Origin of the sequence: Ruegeria halocynthiae, assembly GCF_000743705.1 — a bacterium.
In the GTDB taxonomy this organism is placed as follows: domain Bacteria; phylum Pseudomonadota; class Alphaproteobacteria; order Rhodobacterales; family Rhodobacteraceae; genus Ruegeria; species Ruegeria halocynthiae_B.
The window spans coordinates 590,477-606,404 of record NZ_JQEZ01000001.1; the positions used below are offsets into that span (position 1 = coordinate 590,477).

A 15,928-nucleotide genomic window follows, 5' to 3' on the forward strand; every position below is an offset into this window, starting at 1 on the left:
AAGGCGCTGAAATGTCCGACCTGCTTGACGACCCCATTCCCGGCCAGAACACCCCTGAATACTCCGTCTCGGACATCTCGGGCGAGGTGAAGCGCACGCTGGAGGGCACCTTTGGCCGAATCCGTGTGCGCGGCGAGGTCGGGCGCGTGTTCAAGGCGCGCTCGGGGCATCTGTATTACGACATCAAGGATGATCGGAACGTGCTGGCCTGCACCACATGGAAAGGTCAGGTATCGGGGCTTTCTGTTGAGCCGGAAGAAGGGCTTGAGGTCGTTGTGACCGGTCGTCTGACCGCTTTTGGCGCGCAGTCGAAATACAACCTGAATGTGGATGAGGTCGCCGTTGCCGGGCAAGGCGCATTGATGGCCTTGCTGGAAAAACGCAAGAAACAGCTTGAGGCCGAAGGCCTGTTTGCGCCTGAACGCAAGCAGCCCCTGCCCTATCTACCGCAGATCATCGGCGTTGTGACGTCGCCCTCGGGGGCGGTGATCCGGGACATCCTGCACCGCCTGCGGGATCGCTTTCCCCGTAAGGTGCTGATCTGGCCGGTGGCGGTTCAGGGATCGAACTGCGCCCCCGAGGTCACGAATGCGATCAATGGTTTCAACCAGCTGACCCCCGGCGGTGCCCTGCCGCGCCCCGACCTGATTATCGTGGCACGGGGCGGCGGATCAATCGAAGACCTTTGGGGCTTTAACGAAGAAATCGTGGCCCGCGCCGCTGCGGCCTCGGACATCCCGCTGATTTCAGCCGTGGGGCACGAGACCGATACGACGTTGATCGACTTTGTCTCGGACCGGCGCGCGCCGACACCGACGGCTGCGGCCGAACTGGCCGTGCCTGTGCGGATCGAACTGCTTGCCTGGACGGGCGAACAGGGCGCGCGGCTGTCCCGCGCTGCAACCGACGCGGTTCAACGGCGGTCCCAGCGTCTGCGCGACCTGTCCCGCGCCTTGCCCCGCCCGGACAGCCTTTTGAACACACCGCGGCAACGCCTTGATCTGATTGCGGATCGCCTGACACCAGCGCTGGAGCGCGGCGTTCAGAACCGTCATCTGCAAGTTGCCAAACTGTCCGCCCATCTACGCCCCTCGACCCTGCGCAACCTTGTTGCAGGCAGGCAAGAGGCAATGCGCAACCTGTCTTCGCGCCTGTCCCTGCGCCCCATCCAACGCGAGATCGAGGTGCAGCGCCAAAACATCACCCGACTGGCGGACCGCCTGAACACGGCCCAGGCAACGCGGCTGGATCGGATGCGGCAGCAGCTGACCGCAACGGATCGCCTGCGCGAAACGCTCAGCTACAAAGCGACGTTGCAACGCGGCTATGCCGTGGTCCGCGCCGATGACAACGTTGTCACGACCAAGGCCCAGGCCGCCAAGCATGACACGCTTCAGATCGAATTTGCAGACGGCGTGCTTAACACTGGTCAGCCGGTGGCCTCGCGACCTGGCCCCAAGAAGACCCCCAAAAAGGACGCGCCAGATCAGGGGTCACTGTTCTGAAACAGCCTCAGACACCAACATCCGGCCCATAACAAACCATCTCTTCGTCGATATCTTCGGCCTCATAAAGCTCTGTTTCCGCTGGGTCCCCTTCGAACTGCGCGATCAGGCCGTTGCCTGAGCGCGTAAATACCCAGCATTGCGGGGCCAGACGGTCTTCGTAAATGAAACAGATTTGCTCATCCTGCTCGTACCAGACGCCTTCTTTGCAGTCGCCATCCAGAAATGACCAGATGACGCGACGGTTGGGCAGATAACGCTCAACCCCGTAAACCTTACCCTGAAAGCCATAGAACAGGGTTTTGCCACGCGTGTAGTCGTCGAAATCCGCCCCCGACAGCGCCGACTGGGCTGACGCTGAAAACGCGGGCAACAACAGAAGAATCACAAGATACCTGAGCATGGCCGCATTGTGTCAGATGCGATTGCCCCGCGCCAATCACCATTCCCGGACCGCCGCCTGCCTTCACGTCACCGATTGAGGTGAATCAACACCCCAACCATGCTGCCAAAAACAGGGGAGATTTCCATGACAACCGCCCTATTCTGGCTCGCTCTCGTGTGCGCCCTGACGTACCTGCCGCTTTCACCCCGCCCGGCTAGCGGGATGCGAACCGTGTTAAAAGCCATGTCAGTCGCTCTGCTGGCTGCAATCGCAATGCTGAACGCGGCCCCGCACCTGCTGGTCCTCGCTCTTGCCCTGTGTGCCACCGGGGATGCCCTGCTCTCGCGCGAAACAGACCATACCTTCATGGCTGGCATCGGTGCCTTCGCCGCAGGTCACCTTGCTTATATCGGCTTGTTTCTGACCCACCCCGCCAGCGATATGTCCCTGATTTTCGACAAACCCGGGTATTTCTGGTCGCTGATCATCCTCGGCATCGTCACCGCCACCCTTCTGGCCCCGCGCGCCGGCGACCTCACAGGCCCGGTCCTTGCCTATATCCCGATCATCCTTGGCATGGGCATAACCGTTCTGACCCTGCCCGAGGCTGGGCCCCTACGCTGGGCCCTGCCCGCCGCCATGGCCTTCATCGCCTCGGATCTGACACTGGCGACCGAGAAATTCCTGCTGCCGCCGCACCACCCCGCCCGAAAGGCCACACCCTATCTGATCTGGGGCCTCTACTGGGGCGCGCAGGCCGGTTTGCTGATCGCATTTTCGGGACCCTTTGCAACTGCTGCAAATCCGCATTAGGTGAAGGGAACACCTGCGGAGACCAAAATGGCATTTTTCTCAAAGCTCAAGGACAAGCTGTTCAAATCCTCGTCCCGCCTCGAACAGGGGCTTGAGGCCATCGTCGAAGATGGTGGAGAGGAAACGACCACCCCAGACCCAATTATCCCCGACCCGGAACCGCAGCCCGAACCGGTCCCCGAACTGCCGCAACCGACGCCCGCACCGCAACCGGTCGAAACGCCAGACCCCATGCCCGTCGACCCGGCACCCGCACCGCCCCCGCCCGAGGTCACACCCGCCAAGGGCATGCTGGGGCGCCTCCTGGGTCGGGGTGATGCCCAAACCGCCGTGCGCCGCACCCTGGACGACGACATGTTGGAACAGCTCGAAGAGTTGTTGATCGCCTCGGACATGGGTGTCGACACCGCCCTGCGCGTCACCGCGAATATGGCCGAGGGGCGCTATGGCCGCAAACTCTCGGCGCAGGAAATCAAACAGCTACTGGCGCAGGAGGTGACCCGCGTGATGGAACCGGTCGCCAAGCCGCTGCCTATCTACCCCAAACGCCCGCAAGTGGTGCTGGTGGTGGGCGTGAACGGATCGGGTAAAACCACCACGATCGGCAAGCTGGCCAGCCAGTTCAAAGCCGCTGGCAAAAAGGTCGTGATCGCCGCCGGAGATACCTTCCGCGCCGCCGCCGTCGAACAGCTCCAGGTCTGGGGTGACCGCGCAGGCGTCCCCGTTCTGACCGCGCCCGAAGGCTCCGACCCTGCCAGCCTTGCCTACGACGCCTTGACCAAGGCACAGGAAGACGGCGCAGACCTGCTGATGATCGACACTGCGGGCCGCCTGCAAAACCGCGCGGATCTGATGGAGGAACTGGCCAAGATCGTCCGCGTCATCCGCAAGAAAGATGACACCGCGCCGCACAACACCCTGTTGGTGCTGGACGCCACCACCGGCCAGAACGCACTCAGCCAGGTGGAAACCTTCCGCAATCTGGCCGATGTCTCGGGCCTTGTGATGACCAAACTCGACGGCACCGCCAAGGGCGGCGTTCTGGTCGCACTGGCTGACAAGTTCGGCCTGCCCATCCACGCCATCGGCGTCGGAGAGCAGATTGATGACCTCGCCCCCTTTGACCCCGAAGAATTCGCCGCCGCCCTGACCGGGCTAAGCCAAAGCTGATCCCCCCTTCATCTGGCCGAAAATATCCTCCGGGGGTCCGGGGGTGGAAAACCCCCGGCCTCTCCTCTCGGCAAAAGGTTCACGCTTGAGCGACTGGCTGATCTCACTCGAAGGCACAGAAGCAGGCCATCATCTGGCCCTTACTCTTGCGTTGTCGGCAGCCTTCCTGCACGCGGTGTTCGGCGCCCTGCAAAAGGGCCGTCACGACCCCTGGCTGTCACGCGGGGCCATTGATGCCTGCTATTGCCTGATGGCCGCCCCCTTTGCCTTCTTCGTGGTGCCCTGGCCCGAACCCTATATGTGGCCGATCTTTGCAGTCGTCTGGCTGATCCATATTGCCTATAAGACTTTGCAGGCTATGGCCTATACCAAAGGCTCGTACACCGTTGTCTACCCAGTGGTTCGCGGCACCGGCCCCCTGTTCACCGTCATCGGCGCCTATCTGCTGTTCGACGAAACCTTCACCGGCATCCAGTGGTTCGGCGTTGCTGTCCTGCTGGCTGGTATCTTCGGGCTGGCCGCCTATAATCTTCGGTTTCTCGAAACCAATCGCGAAACGCTTGGAATCGCATTGACCCTGGCCGTCATAACCGGCCTGTTCGTAGCGCTCTACACCACCTATGACGCCTATGGCATCCGTGCCACCGCGGACCCATTCACCTTTCTGGCCTGGTTCTTCATGATCGACGGGGCCGCAATGCCCATCTATGCCTTTCTCAGATGGCGCGCGATGATCAACCGCCCGTCCATTGGCCCGCTGATGCTGCGAGGCCTTGCAGGCGGGATCATCGCCCCCATGTCTTTCGGGGCCATCATGCTGGCCACCCGTCTGGACAAGGTCGGCGAGGCGGCCGTCTTGCGGGAAACCTCGACCGTCTTTGCTGCCCTCATCGGCTGGCTGGTCCTGAAAGAAACCGTGGGGCCACGACGGGTTGCGCTGATGGCATTGATTGCACTCGGCGCCGTAATAGTTGAAATGGGCGGGTAAGCAGCAGGAAATCGTTATGACTGGCAAAAAAGAAATCAACCCGTTTCTGAAACAGGTGCTGGAGCTTGGCCCACCGCTGGCCTTTTTCCTCATCTACCTGCGCCTGCGCGATGACAGCTTTCTGATCGGCGGCACCGAGTATTCCGGCTTTATCGTGGCCACCCTCATCTTTGTTCCGCTGATGCTGGGCGCGATGTGCATCTTATGGTTTCTGACGGGCAAGCTCAGCCGGATGCAGATCTTCACCGCGTTCATGGTCATATTCTTTGGCGGCCTGACCGCCTGGTTCAATGACGAGCGGTTCTTCAAGATGAAAACCACGCTGGTCTACGGGTTCTTTTCGATCACCCTGGGCATCGGGCTGTTACAGGGAAAATCCTATCTGGCCTATGTGCTGGATGAGATGCTGCCCATGCGTCACGAGGGTTGGATGATCCTGACCCGCCGCCTATGCGGTTGTTTCGCGGTTCTGGCCGTCGCCAACGAAGTCGTATGGCGGACATTGTCGACCGATCTTTGGGTCAAGATCGAAACTTTTGGCTTTCCGATCGCGCTGATGGTGTTTTTGATGCTGCAATTCAATTGGCTACAAAGCTACATGGACGACCCGGACCACCAATAGATGAGTAGAACGCAAGGACACTCAGCCCCTGCGGTCAACGTGATTTTGTGTCAACCAAAGTGCGTCATAGTAGAAAATCCGACAAAAACCTTGGCTTAGCGCCCAAGCTGTGGGAGGTTGGGACACCATCCGCCACCACTCACAGCCGGAGCACCATTCACTCATGACGGCTTTCCCAAACAGCGGCTTTCTGTCCGAGGCATCCGACAGATTGAAAGCGATGCTTTCTGCGCAAGCGTCCGAGATTGCCCTGGACCGGGGCGAGGTTCTGTTCGAACAAGGCGACAAGGGCGATGCGCTGTACGCCATTCTGGAGGGAACACTAGAAGTTTCCTTCCTGGCCATGAGCGGGCGAAAATTGTCCCTGACCCTCATGCGACCCGGCGAAGTGTTTGGCGAAATCGCCCTGTTTGACAGCGGCCCCCGGACCGCGACCATCGCTGCGGCCGAGCCGTCCCGTGTTTTACGTGTTCGGCATCAGGATGTTATGAACCAGATCCGTCAGCACCCCGATCTGGCCGTCGATATGATCCGACTGGCCGGTCTTCGGATGCGATGGATGGGGTCGCAGCTAAATGAACAGGTGTTTCTGCCGATGCCGATCCGCCTGGCGCGCAAGTTGCTGCACTTGTCCGGGCTTCAGGATGATCCGTCAACGCGGATCACCCTGTCGCAAAGCGAGCTGGCCGAATTTGTCGGTGCCACGCGTGAAGCGGTATCCAAAACCATTTCCACCTGGAAACGCGATAATGTGGTCGAGGCGTCGCGCGGCGGGCTGATGATTCATGACTTTGAAGCCCTGAAAGAACTGGCTGATTCCGACCTGATCTGACGCCGTTGTGACCTGCTTCACATACTGTAGGCAGCGGTAGAGCTACGTTAATAACTGTTACCGTAGGAGGTCAGAGAATCATCCCCGATATCTGTCCACTGACCTCTCCCTGTATCAGAGCCATATGCCTTCCCCGGCGTATGGCTCATTTCTTTGGGCAGAGGTGATACGAAAATGGCCAGGGTTTTACCCCCGGCCATTTTTCATTCTTACAGCCGTTGCTTACTCGGCAAGACTTAGCGCGACAAATCGGGGTTCACCGCTCCGACGCACCAGCAGCAGTAGCGACTTGCGCCCAGCTTCACGGGCTTCGTCCATACGCGCCTCGAGATCCTGGATCGAGGTCACCTTTTGCTGGCCAGCCTCGGTGATCAGATCACCTGCACGCAGACCCTTGGAATAGGCCTCTGACGCCTCATCCACTTCGGTCACGATCAACCCTTCGGCATCTGCATCCAAACCAAGGTCCGTGCGCAACGTGTCGGTCAGGGGCGAAATCGTCAGACCAAGGATGTTTGCGTTTTCATCGGCCGGAGTATCGGTCGATTCTTCTTCGCCGTCTTCGGTGCGCTCTGCATCCTCGCGACGGCCCAAAGTCACCAGAACAGTCTGGGTGCCCCCATCACGATGCACCACGACACGCACCGATTTACCAACAGTTGTCTCGCCGACCTGGCGTACCAAACCCCGGGTGTCTTCGACTTCGACGCCATCAAAACTGAGGATCACGTCACCGGCCAGCAGACCAGCTTCCTTTGCCGGACCCTCAGGTACGTCGCTGATCAGTGCGCCGCTAGGCTTGTCCAGGCCCATTGCCTCGGCCATGTCTTCCGTCACGTCCTGAATGCGAACACCCAGCCAGCCACGGCGGGTCTCACCGAACTCTCGCAGTTGATCGACGACTTTCACAACCACGTTTGACGCCATCGAAAACCCAATGCCGATCGAGCCGCCATTGGGGGACAGGATCGCAGTGTTCACGCCGATCACCTCGCCATCCATATTGAACAGCGGACCGCCCGAGTTGCCCCGGTTGATCGCCGCGTCGGTCTGGATGTAGTCATCATAAGAGCCACTCAGCGCCCGATTGCGCGCCGACACGATACCTGCTGAGACCGAAAAGCCCTGCCCCAGCGGGTTGCCCATGGCGATTACCCAATCACCCACGCGCGCGATGTCGCTGTCGCCGAATTTCACGTATTTCAGCGGCCCTGTCGCTTCGACCTTGAGCAGCGCGATATCGGTTTTTTCGTCCGTGCCTATCACCTTGGCTGGCAACTCTTTTTTCGGCTGCCCGTCACCGGGAAAGAACTCGACCAGAATTTCGTCGGCCTCGGCGATTACGTGATTGTTGGTGACGATGTAGCCGTCCTCGGAAATCACGAACCCTGACCCCAGCGCATTGCTGCGGCGCGGGCGGTTCTCATTGTCGCCATCGCGGTCCTGAAACTCGCGAAAGAAATCCTCAAAGGGGGACCCCTCGGGCACGATCCCTTGCGGGCCAGTCTGCCCTTCGATCAGCGTTGTGGTTGTAATATTGACCACCGCCGGGCTGATCTTTTGGGCCAAAGGCGCCAGACTTTCGCTTCGCGCCTGCGCGGCGACGGTTTGGGCCAGAACAATAAGCATCCCCGCAAAAACCAGCCACATCAGCCGCATGAAACCAACACCATCGTCCCGCCGGACGGAAATACTGCGTGCTTGTGCCTGCACTTGGGAACTCCTTGTCGACAATTCTTACTGAGCCGCTGACAGGCGGCCCCTCTTAGCAACCAATGTAGTCAGTTTGGTCAAGCTCGCAACTCGGGATCGCGGGGAAATCACCAGCAAGTGAGGTCACGGTTCTAAAACCCGATCTGATACGCCCCCCACAGCAATACCAATCCGCTGACCACACACAACAGGCCAGCCAGTCGCCGCGCCTGTTCGGGCAGCGAGCGAAGCGCCTCAAGCATACGTTCAATAAGCGAAGGGGCCAGCGCATAGGCCAGCCCCTCTACAATCAATACCAGCCCAAGGGCCAGAAGGATCATTCCCATTATTCGGTCGCAGCAGCTGGTGCGGGACGACCTGTCGGTGAACTGAGGTAATTGAAGAATTCGGAATCCGGACTCAGAATCAACGAGCTGTTGCTGCCTTGCAGCGCATTCTCGTATGCCGTCAGCGAGCGGTAGAACTCAAAGAACTCGGGGTCCGCACCGTAAGCTTCGGCAAAGATCGCGTTGCGTTCGGCGTCAGCCTCACCACGAATGATCTCGGCCTCGCGGCGGGCATCCGATACCAGTTCGACCACGGTACGATCAGCTTGCGCGCGTACACGCTGTGCTGCCTCGTTACCACGTGCACGTTCGTCTGTCGCCTCACGCTCCCTCTCGGCCTTCATCCGGTCGAATGTCGCCTCAAGGTTGGCTTGCGGCAGATCGGTCGCTTTCAGGCGCACGTCGATCACGGTCACGCCCAGCGCCAATGCTTCGGCAATCGCGCTGTTTCGAATGCGCAGCATCAAAGCCGCACGATCTGAGCTGAGGATATCGCGGGACGACACCGAACCCAGAACCTCGCGGGTTTCGGCGCGCAGGATGCGATCCAGGCGATCTTCGGCCACCGGAATACCGCCGACACCAACGGCCTGACGGAATTGTTCCAGATCGGAAATCCGATAGCGCGCGAAGGCGTCGACCACCAGACGGCGATCATCCAGAGGCGTGACTTCCAGTGGCTGAACGTCAATCGACAGGATACGGTCGTCATAGCGGACAACATCCTGAATCAGCGGTATTTTGAACGCCAGCCCAGGATCTTCCTTAACGGAAACCACCCGGCCGAATTGCAGAACCAGCGCACGCTCGCGCTCATCCACGATAAAGATCGAGGACAGGCCAACAACGCCAATGATCACGACGAGTATGAGGATTAGGGGTGACTTACGCATCAGTTGCTCTCCTCGCCCGAATTGCGGCGCAGTTCATTGAGCGGCAGGTAAGGCACGACGCCCTGCCCTTGCCCGGTCGCGCTCTTGTCCAGAATGATTTTGTCGACATCACCCAGAACCTGCTCCATCCGTTCCAGATACAGGCGTTTGCGGGTTACATCAGGCGCTTTGGAATATTCTTCCAGAACTGCGCTGAAACGGCTGGCTTCACCCTGCGCGCTGTTGATCTGCTGGGCGCGATAGGCCTCAGATTCTTCCAGCACCTGCGCGGCTTCACCACGTGCTTCTGCCAGAGCTTTGTTGGCATAAGCGTCGGCCACGTTTTGCAGACGGTCCCGTTCCTGCGCTGCGGCCTGAACGTCGCGGAAGGCGGCAATCACGTCCTGCGGCGGGTCGGCCTTGTCAAAGTTCACGCGGATGATGTTCACACCCGAATCGTAGCTGTCCATTGTCGACTGGATCAGTTCCTGCAAACGGTCTGCGATGACGCCACGATCCCGGTTCAGGATCGGTGCCAGTTCGCTTTGTGCAATGATCTCACGCATCGCCGATTCTGACACGGCGCGGATCGTCTGGCGCGGATCGCGCAGATTGAACAGGAACTTCGCGGGGTCATTGATGTTCCAGACAACCTGATAGTCGATGTCGACCACGTTTTCGTCGCCGGTCAGCATCAGGCCGTCATCGCTGCCGCGCGCACCGCCCATATCTTCATTCTGTTCGCGGGTCACCGGGATGACCTCGGCGGTCACAAAGGGCCAGGGTGCAAAGTTCAGGCCGGGATTTCCAACAGCCGAAAATTCGCCAAGAAACAGCTCAACCGACTGTTCTTCGGGCTTGACGGTATAGAAGCTGGCCGCGCCCCAAAGCACCGCCGCGACAACCAGACCAATCGCAACAGTCCCTTTGGTGAAAATGGGACCGCCACCGCCGCCGCCCTGACCGTTGCCACCACGGCCACCGCCGCCACGACCGCCCATCAGGACGCGCAGCTGCTCTTGGCCTTTTTTCATCAGCTCGTCGATCTCGGGGATTTGCGGGCTGTCGCCTTCGGGCGGCTTGCGCCCGTCCCCGTTGTTACCCCGATTTCCTCCACCACCAGAGGAGCCTCCGCCCCCCCAGGGGCCACCGCTGTTGCCCGCCATATGTATCTATTCCCTTGTATTGGACCGTGTGATCACGGGTTCCCTTGTAACTTGTGTACGCGCGGTTGCAAATCAAGCAGTGCGCACAGGTTGCCGCATTGTCACCAATTCTTCGGCCATGACCGGATGAACCGCGACCGTGCGGTCGAAATCTTCCTTGGTCGCGCCCATTTTCACGGCAATCCCGGCCAGCTGAATCATCTCACCCGCGCCCGGTGCCACGATGTGGCAGCCCAGAACCTTGCGGGTGGCCTGACTGACGATCAGTTTCATCAGCACCCGTTGCGTGCCACCGGCAAACGCCTTTTGCATCGGCTTGAACGAGGTGGCGTAAACCTCAACCGGTTCCTGCGCGGCAGCTTCTTCTTCGCTAAGGCCGACAGTGCCAAATTCCGGTTGGGTAAAGATCGCAGTCGGGATCAACTCGTGATCCACCGGCGTTGGATTGCCTTTGAACACAGTTTCGACGAACGCCATGCCTTCGCGGATCGCCACCGGGGTCAGGTTCACCCGGTCCGTCACGTCGCCAATGGCGTAGATCGAAGGCACACCGGTCTGGCTGTATTCATCCACGATGATCTCACCCTTGCGACCACGCGCGACACCGGTGGTTTCCAGCCCGAGGTTGTCGGCATTGGGCGCACGGCCAGTGGCGTACATCACGACATCAAACCGGTCTTCGGTGCCATCGGTGGCCTTGACCCGGATTTTGTCACCGTCTTTCGCCATCTCAAGCACATTGGTGCCCAGACGCACATCAATACCGTTCTGGCGCATCTCTTCACAGATCAACCCGCGCGCCTCTTCGTCAAAGCCGCGCAGGATTTGCGCACCACGATAGAACTGGGTGGTTTTCACACCCAACCCGTTCATGATCCCCGCAAATTCGCTGGCGATATAGCCACCTCCGACGATCAGGATGGATTCCGGCAGTTTATCCAGATGGAAAATCTCGTTTGAAGTAATCGCAAGATCTGAACCCGGAAACTCTGGCACAACGGGGCGGCCGCCGGTTGCGATCAGGATATGTTTGGCCGTTTTGCGGGTGCCGTCGGCCAGTTCAACCGTATGCGCGTCCACGACATGGGCGCGCTGATCAAAGCTTTCGACGCCGTTGTTCTTCAGAATGTTGCGGTAGATACCTTCCAGCCGGTCCAACTCGGCGGCCAGCTTGCCATGGAACATATCCCAGTCGAGCGCGCCGGGCGTGATGTCCCAGCCATAGGCCTGCGCGTCCCCGACCATTCCTGAGAATTCGCTGGCAAAGACCATCAGCTTTTTCGGCACGCAGCCCCGGATCACACAGGTGCCGCCGTACCGGTCTTCTTCCGCCAGCGCCACTTTGGCACCATTCTCGCCAGCCGCCACACGCGCAGCGCGGACCCCGCCCGAGCCTCCGCCAATGACGAACAGATCATAGTCAAAGCTCATAGTATTTCCCGTCGCTTTTCTGATTGGGGTGTTTTGTTGCCATCCTCAAATATGGCTTCTCTCAAGAGTTGCAATTCATTCTTTTTCGAGTGGCAAGCTGTTCTGCCCAGCGCTGCCGGTATGATGGCCAGAATTCTTGAAGAAAATCCATGAAACGTTCTTTGTCGGAATTCCGCAGCCCCTTTGTCGGTACAATTAAGTTTCGCACCGTCCCGGAGCCATCTTCGTAGCTTACAAATAGCTGCCCCCGATCGGATTCCTGGAAACCATCCGGAACATCGAAGTACCTGATATCCTTTCTGGCAATGCAGACCCAATCCCGTTGTCCCGGAAACATGCCAAACTTTGAGTATCCGGAAAGAAAGCCGAACTCTTCATTGTTGAACGAGATTAGCTTCGAATTCTTACCGAATGAGCGCATCAACGCCAGAAAAGCGCCACAGAACAACACTGCGTATAACGCCAGAATCAGTACCGACCGTTCGTAATTCAGGATCGTTTCGACCTGCACCAACAGGGCAACGGCCAATACCAGAATGAATGCGGCCTGAGACCATACGCGGGTTCGCCGGGCGCTCACGCTTTCATAGAATTCAGCGCTTTGCACCGGGCAAGCTCCTTAATCCGCCAGATCCGAGAACAAGTTCTCACCACCGTCTACCAGTTGATCCGTCTCGACCGTCCCCTCATTGATATCGCGCAGTTCGATCCGGCCGTCACCATGGCCGATTACAACCTTGTCACAGATGTCGATGAACAGTCCGTTTTCAACCACGCCCGGAACCTGGTTCAGCACCAGCGCCAGCTGCCTTGCGTTCCCGATACGCTGCAGATGCAGGTCCAGTATGTGGTTGCCTTCATCCGTCACAAAGGGCGCTTCACCATTCATGCGCAACGCCGCCGATGTGCCCAGCACATCCATGGTATCCAGCGTTTCCTCGATCAGCGTCCGGGTGGTTTGCCAGCCAAAAGGGATCACCTCGACCGGCAGGGGGAACGCGCCCAGGGTTTCGACCTCTTTACCGGCATCGGCGATCACAACCATCTGATCACTGGCCGTAGCCACGATCTTTTCCTGAAGGTGCGCGCCGCCGCCGCCCTTGATCAGGTTCAGCTCACCGTCGAATTCATCCGCGCCGTCGATCGTCATGTCCAGCCAACCGGCCTGATCCAGCGAGACAACCTCAATCCCGACCTCGCGCGCCAACTGCGCCGTGCGGGTCGATGTCGGAACCCCTTTGATCCGCAGCCCTTCGTGCTGAACCCGCTCGCCGATGCGGCGCACCATCCAGGCGGCCGTTGATCCGGTGCCCAACCCGACGCGCATCCCGTCCTGCACCAAATCGGCAGCGCGGCGCGCCGCAACGTATTTGGCCTTGTCGATGGGTGACAGATCTCCGGTCATGGCAGCTTCCCCTTCATAGTGCTGCGGGAGTTATACGGAATGCCCACGACAACTGCGAGAGCCAATTCGCCCATTTACCCCGCCAACACGCCGCAAAAATACGCGTTTCCTATTGGAAACGTCGCAATCAAGTGGTCCGGCGACCCGGTCACGGTATACAAGGGCACCATGAACGCGCCCTATCGCCTGCACTATGCCCCCGACAACGCCTCGTTGGTGATCCGACTGGCATTGAATGAGATGGGCCTGTTTTATGACACGGCGCTGGTGGACCGCCCGGGAAACGGGTTGAACAGCCCGGCCTACAGGGCGCTGAACCCAAACGGGTTGATCCCGGTTCTGGAAACGCCGCAAGGCCCGATCTTTGAAACGGCTGCGATCCTTTTGTGGCTGGCGGACAGGCATTCGCAACTGGCCCCTGCCCCGGACAACCCGGATCGGGCGGCGTTTTTGAAATGGCTGTTCTTTGCGTCCAACACATTGCACGCCGATCTGCGCATCCTGTTCTATGCCGAAAAGTACATTGAACCCTCGCAGGCAGACATATTGCGTGCAGGCATCCGCCCGCGCTTGCGCCAACACCTTGGGGCGCTGGACGCAGAGGCACAGAACGCACCCGACTGGCTGCACCCCGACCAACCTTCGGTATTGACCTTTTATGTCGCTTGCATGATGCGGTGGATGGCCTTGTACCCGCCCGGTTCGGACCGCAGCTGGTTCCAGCTTCTTGATACGCCCCATCTGCAAAAAATCCTGATGCAGCTAGAAACCCGCCCCGCAACCCGTGCCGCAATCGCAGCCGAAGGTTTGGGGGTTACACCCTTTACATCCCCGGTTTACGCCAATCCTCCAGAAGGCTCAGCTATCTGATATGTTCCTGTCTGTTTTCGATATGTTCAAAGTGGGCATCGGCCCGTCCTCGTCACACACAATGGGACCAATGGTTGCCGCCGCGCGGTTCCTGGACCTGATGCGCGCGTCCCCGTTCGATTTCACGGGCCTGCGCGGGTCGCTACACGGATCGCTGGCCTTTACCGGGGTCGGACACGCAACGGATCGCGCCACGATTCTGGGTCTGGCCGGGTTTGTTCCCGATACCTATGACAACGAAAAAGCCGAAGCCGCGCTCGCCGCGATTTCCGAAACACAGACCGTTACGCCCGAAGGGTTGCCAACGCTGCAATTCGACCCAAAGGCAGATTTGGTCTTTGACTACGAACATAACCTGCCTGGCCACGCCAACGGCATGATCTTGATGGCAACGGACGCCCAGGGCGATGTCATCCTGCGTCAGGTCTATTACTCGATCGGTGGCGGTTTCGTTCTGACCGAGGAAGAACTGGCCGAAGGCAAGGCAACTGACGAAGGTGATCCGGTGCCGTTCCCCTTCAAATCCGCGTTCGAGATGCTTGAGATGGCCAAGGCCAGCGGCAAAAGCATCGCCGAGATGAAGCGCGCCAACGAGATTGCGCGGGGATGCGCGGACAGTTTCGCCAAGGGCTCGGCCCGGCTATGGCAGGTGATGAACGATTGCATCGAACGCGGCCTGAACACCGGTGGCATCCTGCCGGGCGGTCTGAATGTACGGCGCCGGGCCAAGGGCATCCATGATGCGCTGCTGGCCGAACGCGGCATGAACCTGAACGCCCCCCACACGATTAACGACTGGATGAGCGTTTACGCCATGGCCGTGAATGAGGAAAACGCGGCGGGCGGTCAGGTCGTCACTGCCCCCACAAACGGGGCGGCCGGGGTCCTGCCTGCGGTTCTGCGCTACTACCTTGATCATGTGCCCGGCGCATCGGAAACCCATATTGAGGACTTCTTTCTGACTGCCGCCGCCATCGGCGGTCTGGTCAAGTTCAACGCGTCGATCTCGGGTGCTGAGGCCGGGTGTCAGGCCGAGGTCGGCAGTGCCTCGGCGATGGCGGCTGCCGGTTTGTGCGCGGTGATGGGCGGCACACCAGAACAAGTCGAAAACGCGGCGGAAATCGCGCTGGAACATCATTTGGGCATGACATGCGACCCCGTCGCCGGGCTGGTTCAGGTGCCGTGTATCGAACGGAACGGGTTGGGCGCGATCAAGGCCGTGTCCGCCGCATCGCTGGCGCTGCGCGGCGATGGGCACCACTTTATGCCGCTGGATTCGGCCATCGAAACCATGCGCCAGACCGGGCATGACATGCACGAAAAGTACAAGGAAACATCACTGGGCGGTCTGGCAGTAAACGTACCAAACTGCTGACATCGTCCTGCAAGGCGGGCAATAGCGAGGAGCAACATGCAAGGACATTGCCTGTGCGGCACCATCCGATACGAGATCGATCCCCCGGTCCTGCCTTGCGTGACCTGCCATTGCGACAGTTGCAGACGACAATGCGCCGCGCCGATGACAGCTTACTTTGGGGTGCGCGACGGGCAATGGCGCTGGCTCGGCGAAACGCCGAAAACGTTCAATTCATCGCCAGGTGTCGAGCGTAGCTTTTGCCCCAACTGCGGCACACCGATCTCGTTTCGGTCGCAATCCATGTCGGATGTCCTGCATCTGTATGTCGCGACGCTTGATGACCCGGAAATGGCAAAACCCACGCTGCACGTTGCGCATGAAGAAAAGCTGGGCTGGCTAAAACTCGACGATGGGCTGCCGTGCTGTATTGGTCCGGATTACACCAAGTATCAGCCCCTGCCCAAGGCATAGCT

17 protein-coding genes are annotated in these 15,928 nt (G+C 59.5%); 9 read left to right on the top strand and 8 right to left on the bottom strand.

The genetic code is table 11. The features are described 5' to 3' along the window. Positions 1–11: 11 nt before the first annotated feature. Positions 12–1,505, top strand: coding sequence for an exodeoxyribonuclease VII large subunit (gene xseA / locus JT51_RS02800; RefSeq protein ID WP_037307547.1), 1,494 nt, complete (start codon positions 12–14; stop codon positions 1,503–1,505). A 7-nt stretch (positions 1,506–1,512) separates the two neighbouring features. On the opposite strand, the gene JT51_RS02805 is transcribed toward xseA, so the two are convergent. Next, entirely contained in the window at positions 1,513–1,908 is a 396-nt protein-coding gene (locus tag JT51_RS02805; protein WP_037307549.1) for a hypothetical protein, read from the bottom strand. 126 nt (positions 1,909–2,034) lie between these two features. Here JT51_RS02805 and JT51_RS02810 point away from each other — a divergent pair, with 126 nt between their 5' ends. From JT51_RS02810 to JT51_RS02830, 5 genes are all read left to right on the top strand, one after another. After that, on the top strand, positions 2,035–2,703 hold the full coding sequence (locus JT51_RS02810; protein ID WP_037309349.1) for a lysoplasmalogenase: 669 nt from the start codon (positions 2,035–2,037) through the stop codon (positions 2,701–2,703). A 27-nt stretch (positions 2,704–2,730) separates the two neighbouring features. Beyond that, on the top strand, positions 2,731–3,873 hold the full coding sequence (gene ftsY, locus JT51_RS02815; protein ID WP_037309353.1) for a signal recognition particle-docking protein FtsY: 1,143 nt from the start codon (positions 2,731–2,733) through the stop codon (positions 3,871–3,873). Between the two features lie 85 nt (positions 3,874–3,958). Beyond that, positions 3,959–4,861, top strand: a complete 903-nt coding sequence (locus JT51_RS02820) for an EamA family transporter (RefSeq protein WP_037307551.1) — start codon at positions 3,959–3,961, stop codon at positions 4,859–4,861. 16 nt (positions 4,862–4,877) lie between these two features. After that, positions 4,878–5,483: an inner membrane-spanning protein YciB gene (locus tag JT51_RS02825; RefSeq protein WP_037307554.1), complete on the top strand. Its 606-nt coding sequence runs from the start codon at positions 4,878–4,880 to the stop codon at positions 5,481–5,483. A gap of 163 nt (positions 5,484–5,646) precedes the next feature. Next, positions 5,647–6,315: a Crp/Fnr family transcriptional regulator gene (locus JT51_RS02830; RefSeq protein ID WP_037307557.1), complete on the top strand. Its 669-nt coding sequence runs from the start codon at positions 5,647–5,649 to the stop codon at positions 6,313–6,315. Between the two features lie 222 nt (positions 6,316–6,537). Here the strand turns inward: JT51_RS02830 and JT51_RS02835 are convergent, their stop codons facing one another. From JT51_RS02835 to rpiA, 7 genes are all read right to left on the bottom strand, one after another. Further along, entirely contained in the window at positions 6,538–7,974 is a 1,437-nt protein-coding gene (locus JT51_RS02835) for a DegQ family serine endoprotease (RefSeq protein WP_081894582.1), read from the bottom strand. Positions 7,975–8,159: 185 nt separating this feature from the next. Next, the gene (locus JT51_RS02840; RefSeq protein ID WP_037307563.1) at positions 8,160–8,354 is read right to left on the bottom strand and encodes a DUF2065 domain-containing protein; all 195 of its coding nucleotides are present in this window, start codon (positions 8,352–8,354) and stop codon (positions 8,160–8,162) included. After that, positions 8,354–9,247, bottom strand: a complete 894-nt coding sequence (gene hflC, locus JT51_RS02845; RefSeq protein WP_037307566.1) for a protease modulator HflC — start codon at positions 9,245–9,247, stop codon at positions 8,354–8,356. The genes JT51_RS02840 and hflC overlap by 1 nt, the downstream gene beginning before the upstream one ends. Further along, on the bottom strand, positions 9,247–10,392 hold the full coding sequence (gene hflK, locus JT51_RS02850; RefSeq protein ID WP_037307569.1) for an FtsH protease activity modulator HflK: 1,146 nt from the start codon (positions 10,390–10,392) through the stop codon (positions 9,247–9,249). Before hflK ends, hflC begins: the two co-directional genes overlap by 1 nt. Before the next feature lie 72 nt (positions 10,393–10,464). Continuing rightward, positions 10,465–11,823, bottom strand: a complete 1,359-nt coding sequence (gene gor, locus JT51_RS02855; protein WP_037307572.1) for a glutathione-disulfide reductase — start codon at positions 11,821–11,823, stop codon at positions 10,465–10,467. A 61-nt stretch (positions 11,824–11,884) separates the two neighbouring features. Next, positions 11,885–12,430 carry a hypothetical protein gene (locus tag JT51_RS02860; RefSeq protein WP_037307575.1) on the bottom strand — a complete coding sequence of 182 codons (546 nt, stop codon included), beginning with the start codon at positions 12,428–12,430 and terminating at the stop codon, positions 11,885–11,887. 12 nt (positions 12,431–12,442) lie between these two features. Then, entirely contained in the window at positions 12,443–13,228 is a 786-nt protein-coding gene (gene rpiA / locus JT51_RS02865) for a ribose-5-phosphate isomerase RpiA (protein ID WP_037307578.1), read from the bottom strand. 168 nt (positions 13,229–13,396) lie between these two features. Between rpiA and JT51_RS02870 the strand changes: the two genes are divergently transcribed. From JT51_RS02870 to JT51_RS02880, 3 genes are read left to right on the top strand one after another with little or no spacing between them, the layout of a single operon-like run. Then, complete coding sequence (locus tag JT51_RS02870; protein ID WP_037309356.1) at positions 13,397–14,098, top strand: glutathione S-transferase family protein; 702 nt, start codon at positions 13,397–13,399, stop codon at positions 14,096–14,098. Position 14,099: 1 nt separating this feature from the next. Beyond that, positions 14,100–15,473: an L-serine ammonia-lyase gene (locus JT51_RS02875; protein WP_037307582.1), complete on the top strand. Its 1,374-nt coding sequence runs from the start codon at positions 14,100–14,102 to the stop codon at positions 15,471–15,473. A gap of 36 nt (positions 15,474–15,509) precedes the next feature. Beyond that, the gene (locus JT51_RS02880; RefSeq protein ID WP_037307585.1) at positions 15,510–15,926 is read left to right on the top strand and encodes a GFA family protein; all 417 of its coding nucleotides are present in this window, start codon (positions 15,510–15,512) and stop codon (positions 15,924–15,926) included. The last annotated feature ends 2 nt before the right edge of the window (positions 15,927–15,928 follow it).

Bases quoted from the DNA above. Each gene is read 5' to 3' on its own strand.
- JT51_RS02825 (WP_037307554.1), top strand. From the start codon at position 4,878: ATGACTGGCAAAAAAGAAATCAACCCGTTTCTGAAACAGGTGCTGGAG.
- JT51_RS02840 (WP_037307563.1), bottom strand. From the start codon at position 8,354: ATGGGAATGATCCTTCTGGCCCTTGGGCTGGTATTGATTGTAGAGGGG.
- JT51_RS02835 (WP_081894582.1), bottom strand. From the start codon at position 7,974: ATGCGGCTGATGTGGCTGGTTTTTGCGGGGATGCTTATTGTTCTGGCC.
- JT51_RS02880 (WP_037307585.1), top strand. From the start codon at position 15,510: ATGCAAGGACATTGCCTGTGCGGCACCATCCGATACGAGATCGATCCC.
- xseA (WP_037307547.1), top strand. From the start codon at position 12: ATGTCCGACCTGCTTGACGACCCCATTCCCGGCCAGAACACCCCTGAA.
- JT51_RS02805 (WP_037307549.1), bottom strand. From the start codon at position 1,908: ATGCTCAGGTATCTTGTGATTCTTCTGTTGTTGCCCGCGTTTTCAGCG.
- JT51_RS02830 (WP_037307557.1), top strand. From the start codon at position 5,647: ATGACGGCTTTCCCAAACAGCGGCTTTCTGTCCGAGGCATCCGACAGA.
- JT51_RS02870 (WP_037309356.1), top strand. From the start codon at position 13,397: ATGAACGCGCCCTATCGCCTGCACTATGCCCCCGACAACGCCTCGTTG.
- hflC (WP_037307566.1), bottom strand. From the start codon at position 9,247: ATGCGTAAGTCACCCCTAATCCTCATACTCGTCGTGATCATTGGCGTT.
- JT51_RS02810 (WP_037309349.1), top strand. From the start codon at position 2,035: ATGACAACCGCCCTATTCTGGCTCGCTCTCGTGTGCGCCCTGACGTAC.
- JT51_RS02875 (WP_037307582.1), top strand. From the start codon at position 14,100: ATGTTCCTGTCTGTTTTCGATATGTTCAAAGTGGGCATCGGCCCGTCC.
- gor (WP_037307572.1), bottom strand. From the start codon at position 11,823: ATGAGCTTTGACTATGATCTGTTCGTCATTGGCGGAGGCTCGGGCGGG.
- hflK (WP_037307569.1), bottom strand. From the start codon at position 10,392: ATGGCGGGCAACAGCGGTGGCCCCTGGGGGGGCGGAGGCTCCTCTGGT.
- ftsY (WP_037309353.1), top strand. From the start codon at position 2,731: ATGGCATTTTTCTCAAAGCTCAAGGACAAGCTGTTCAAATCCTCGTCC.
- rpiA (WP_037307578.1), bottom strand. From the start codon at position 13,228: ATGACCGGAGATCTGTCACCCATCGACAAGGCCAAATACGTTGCGGCG.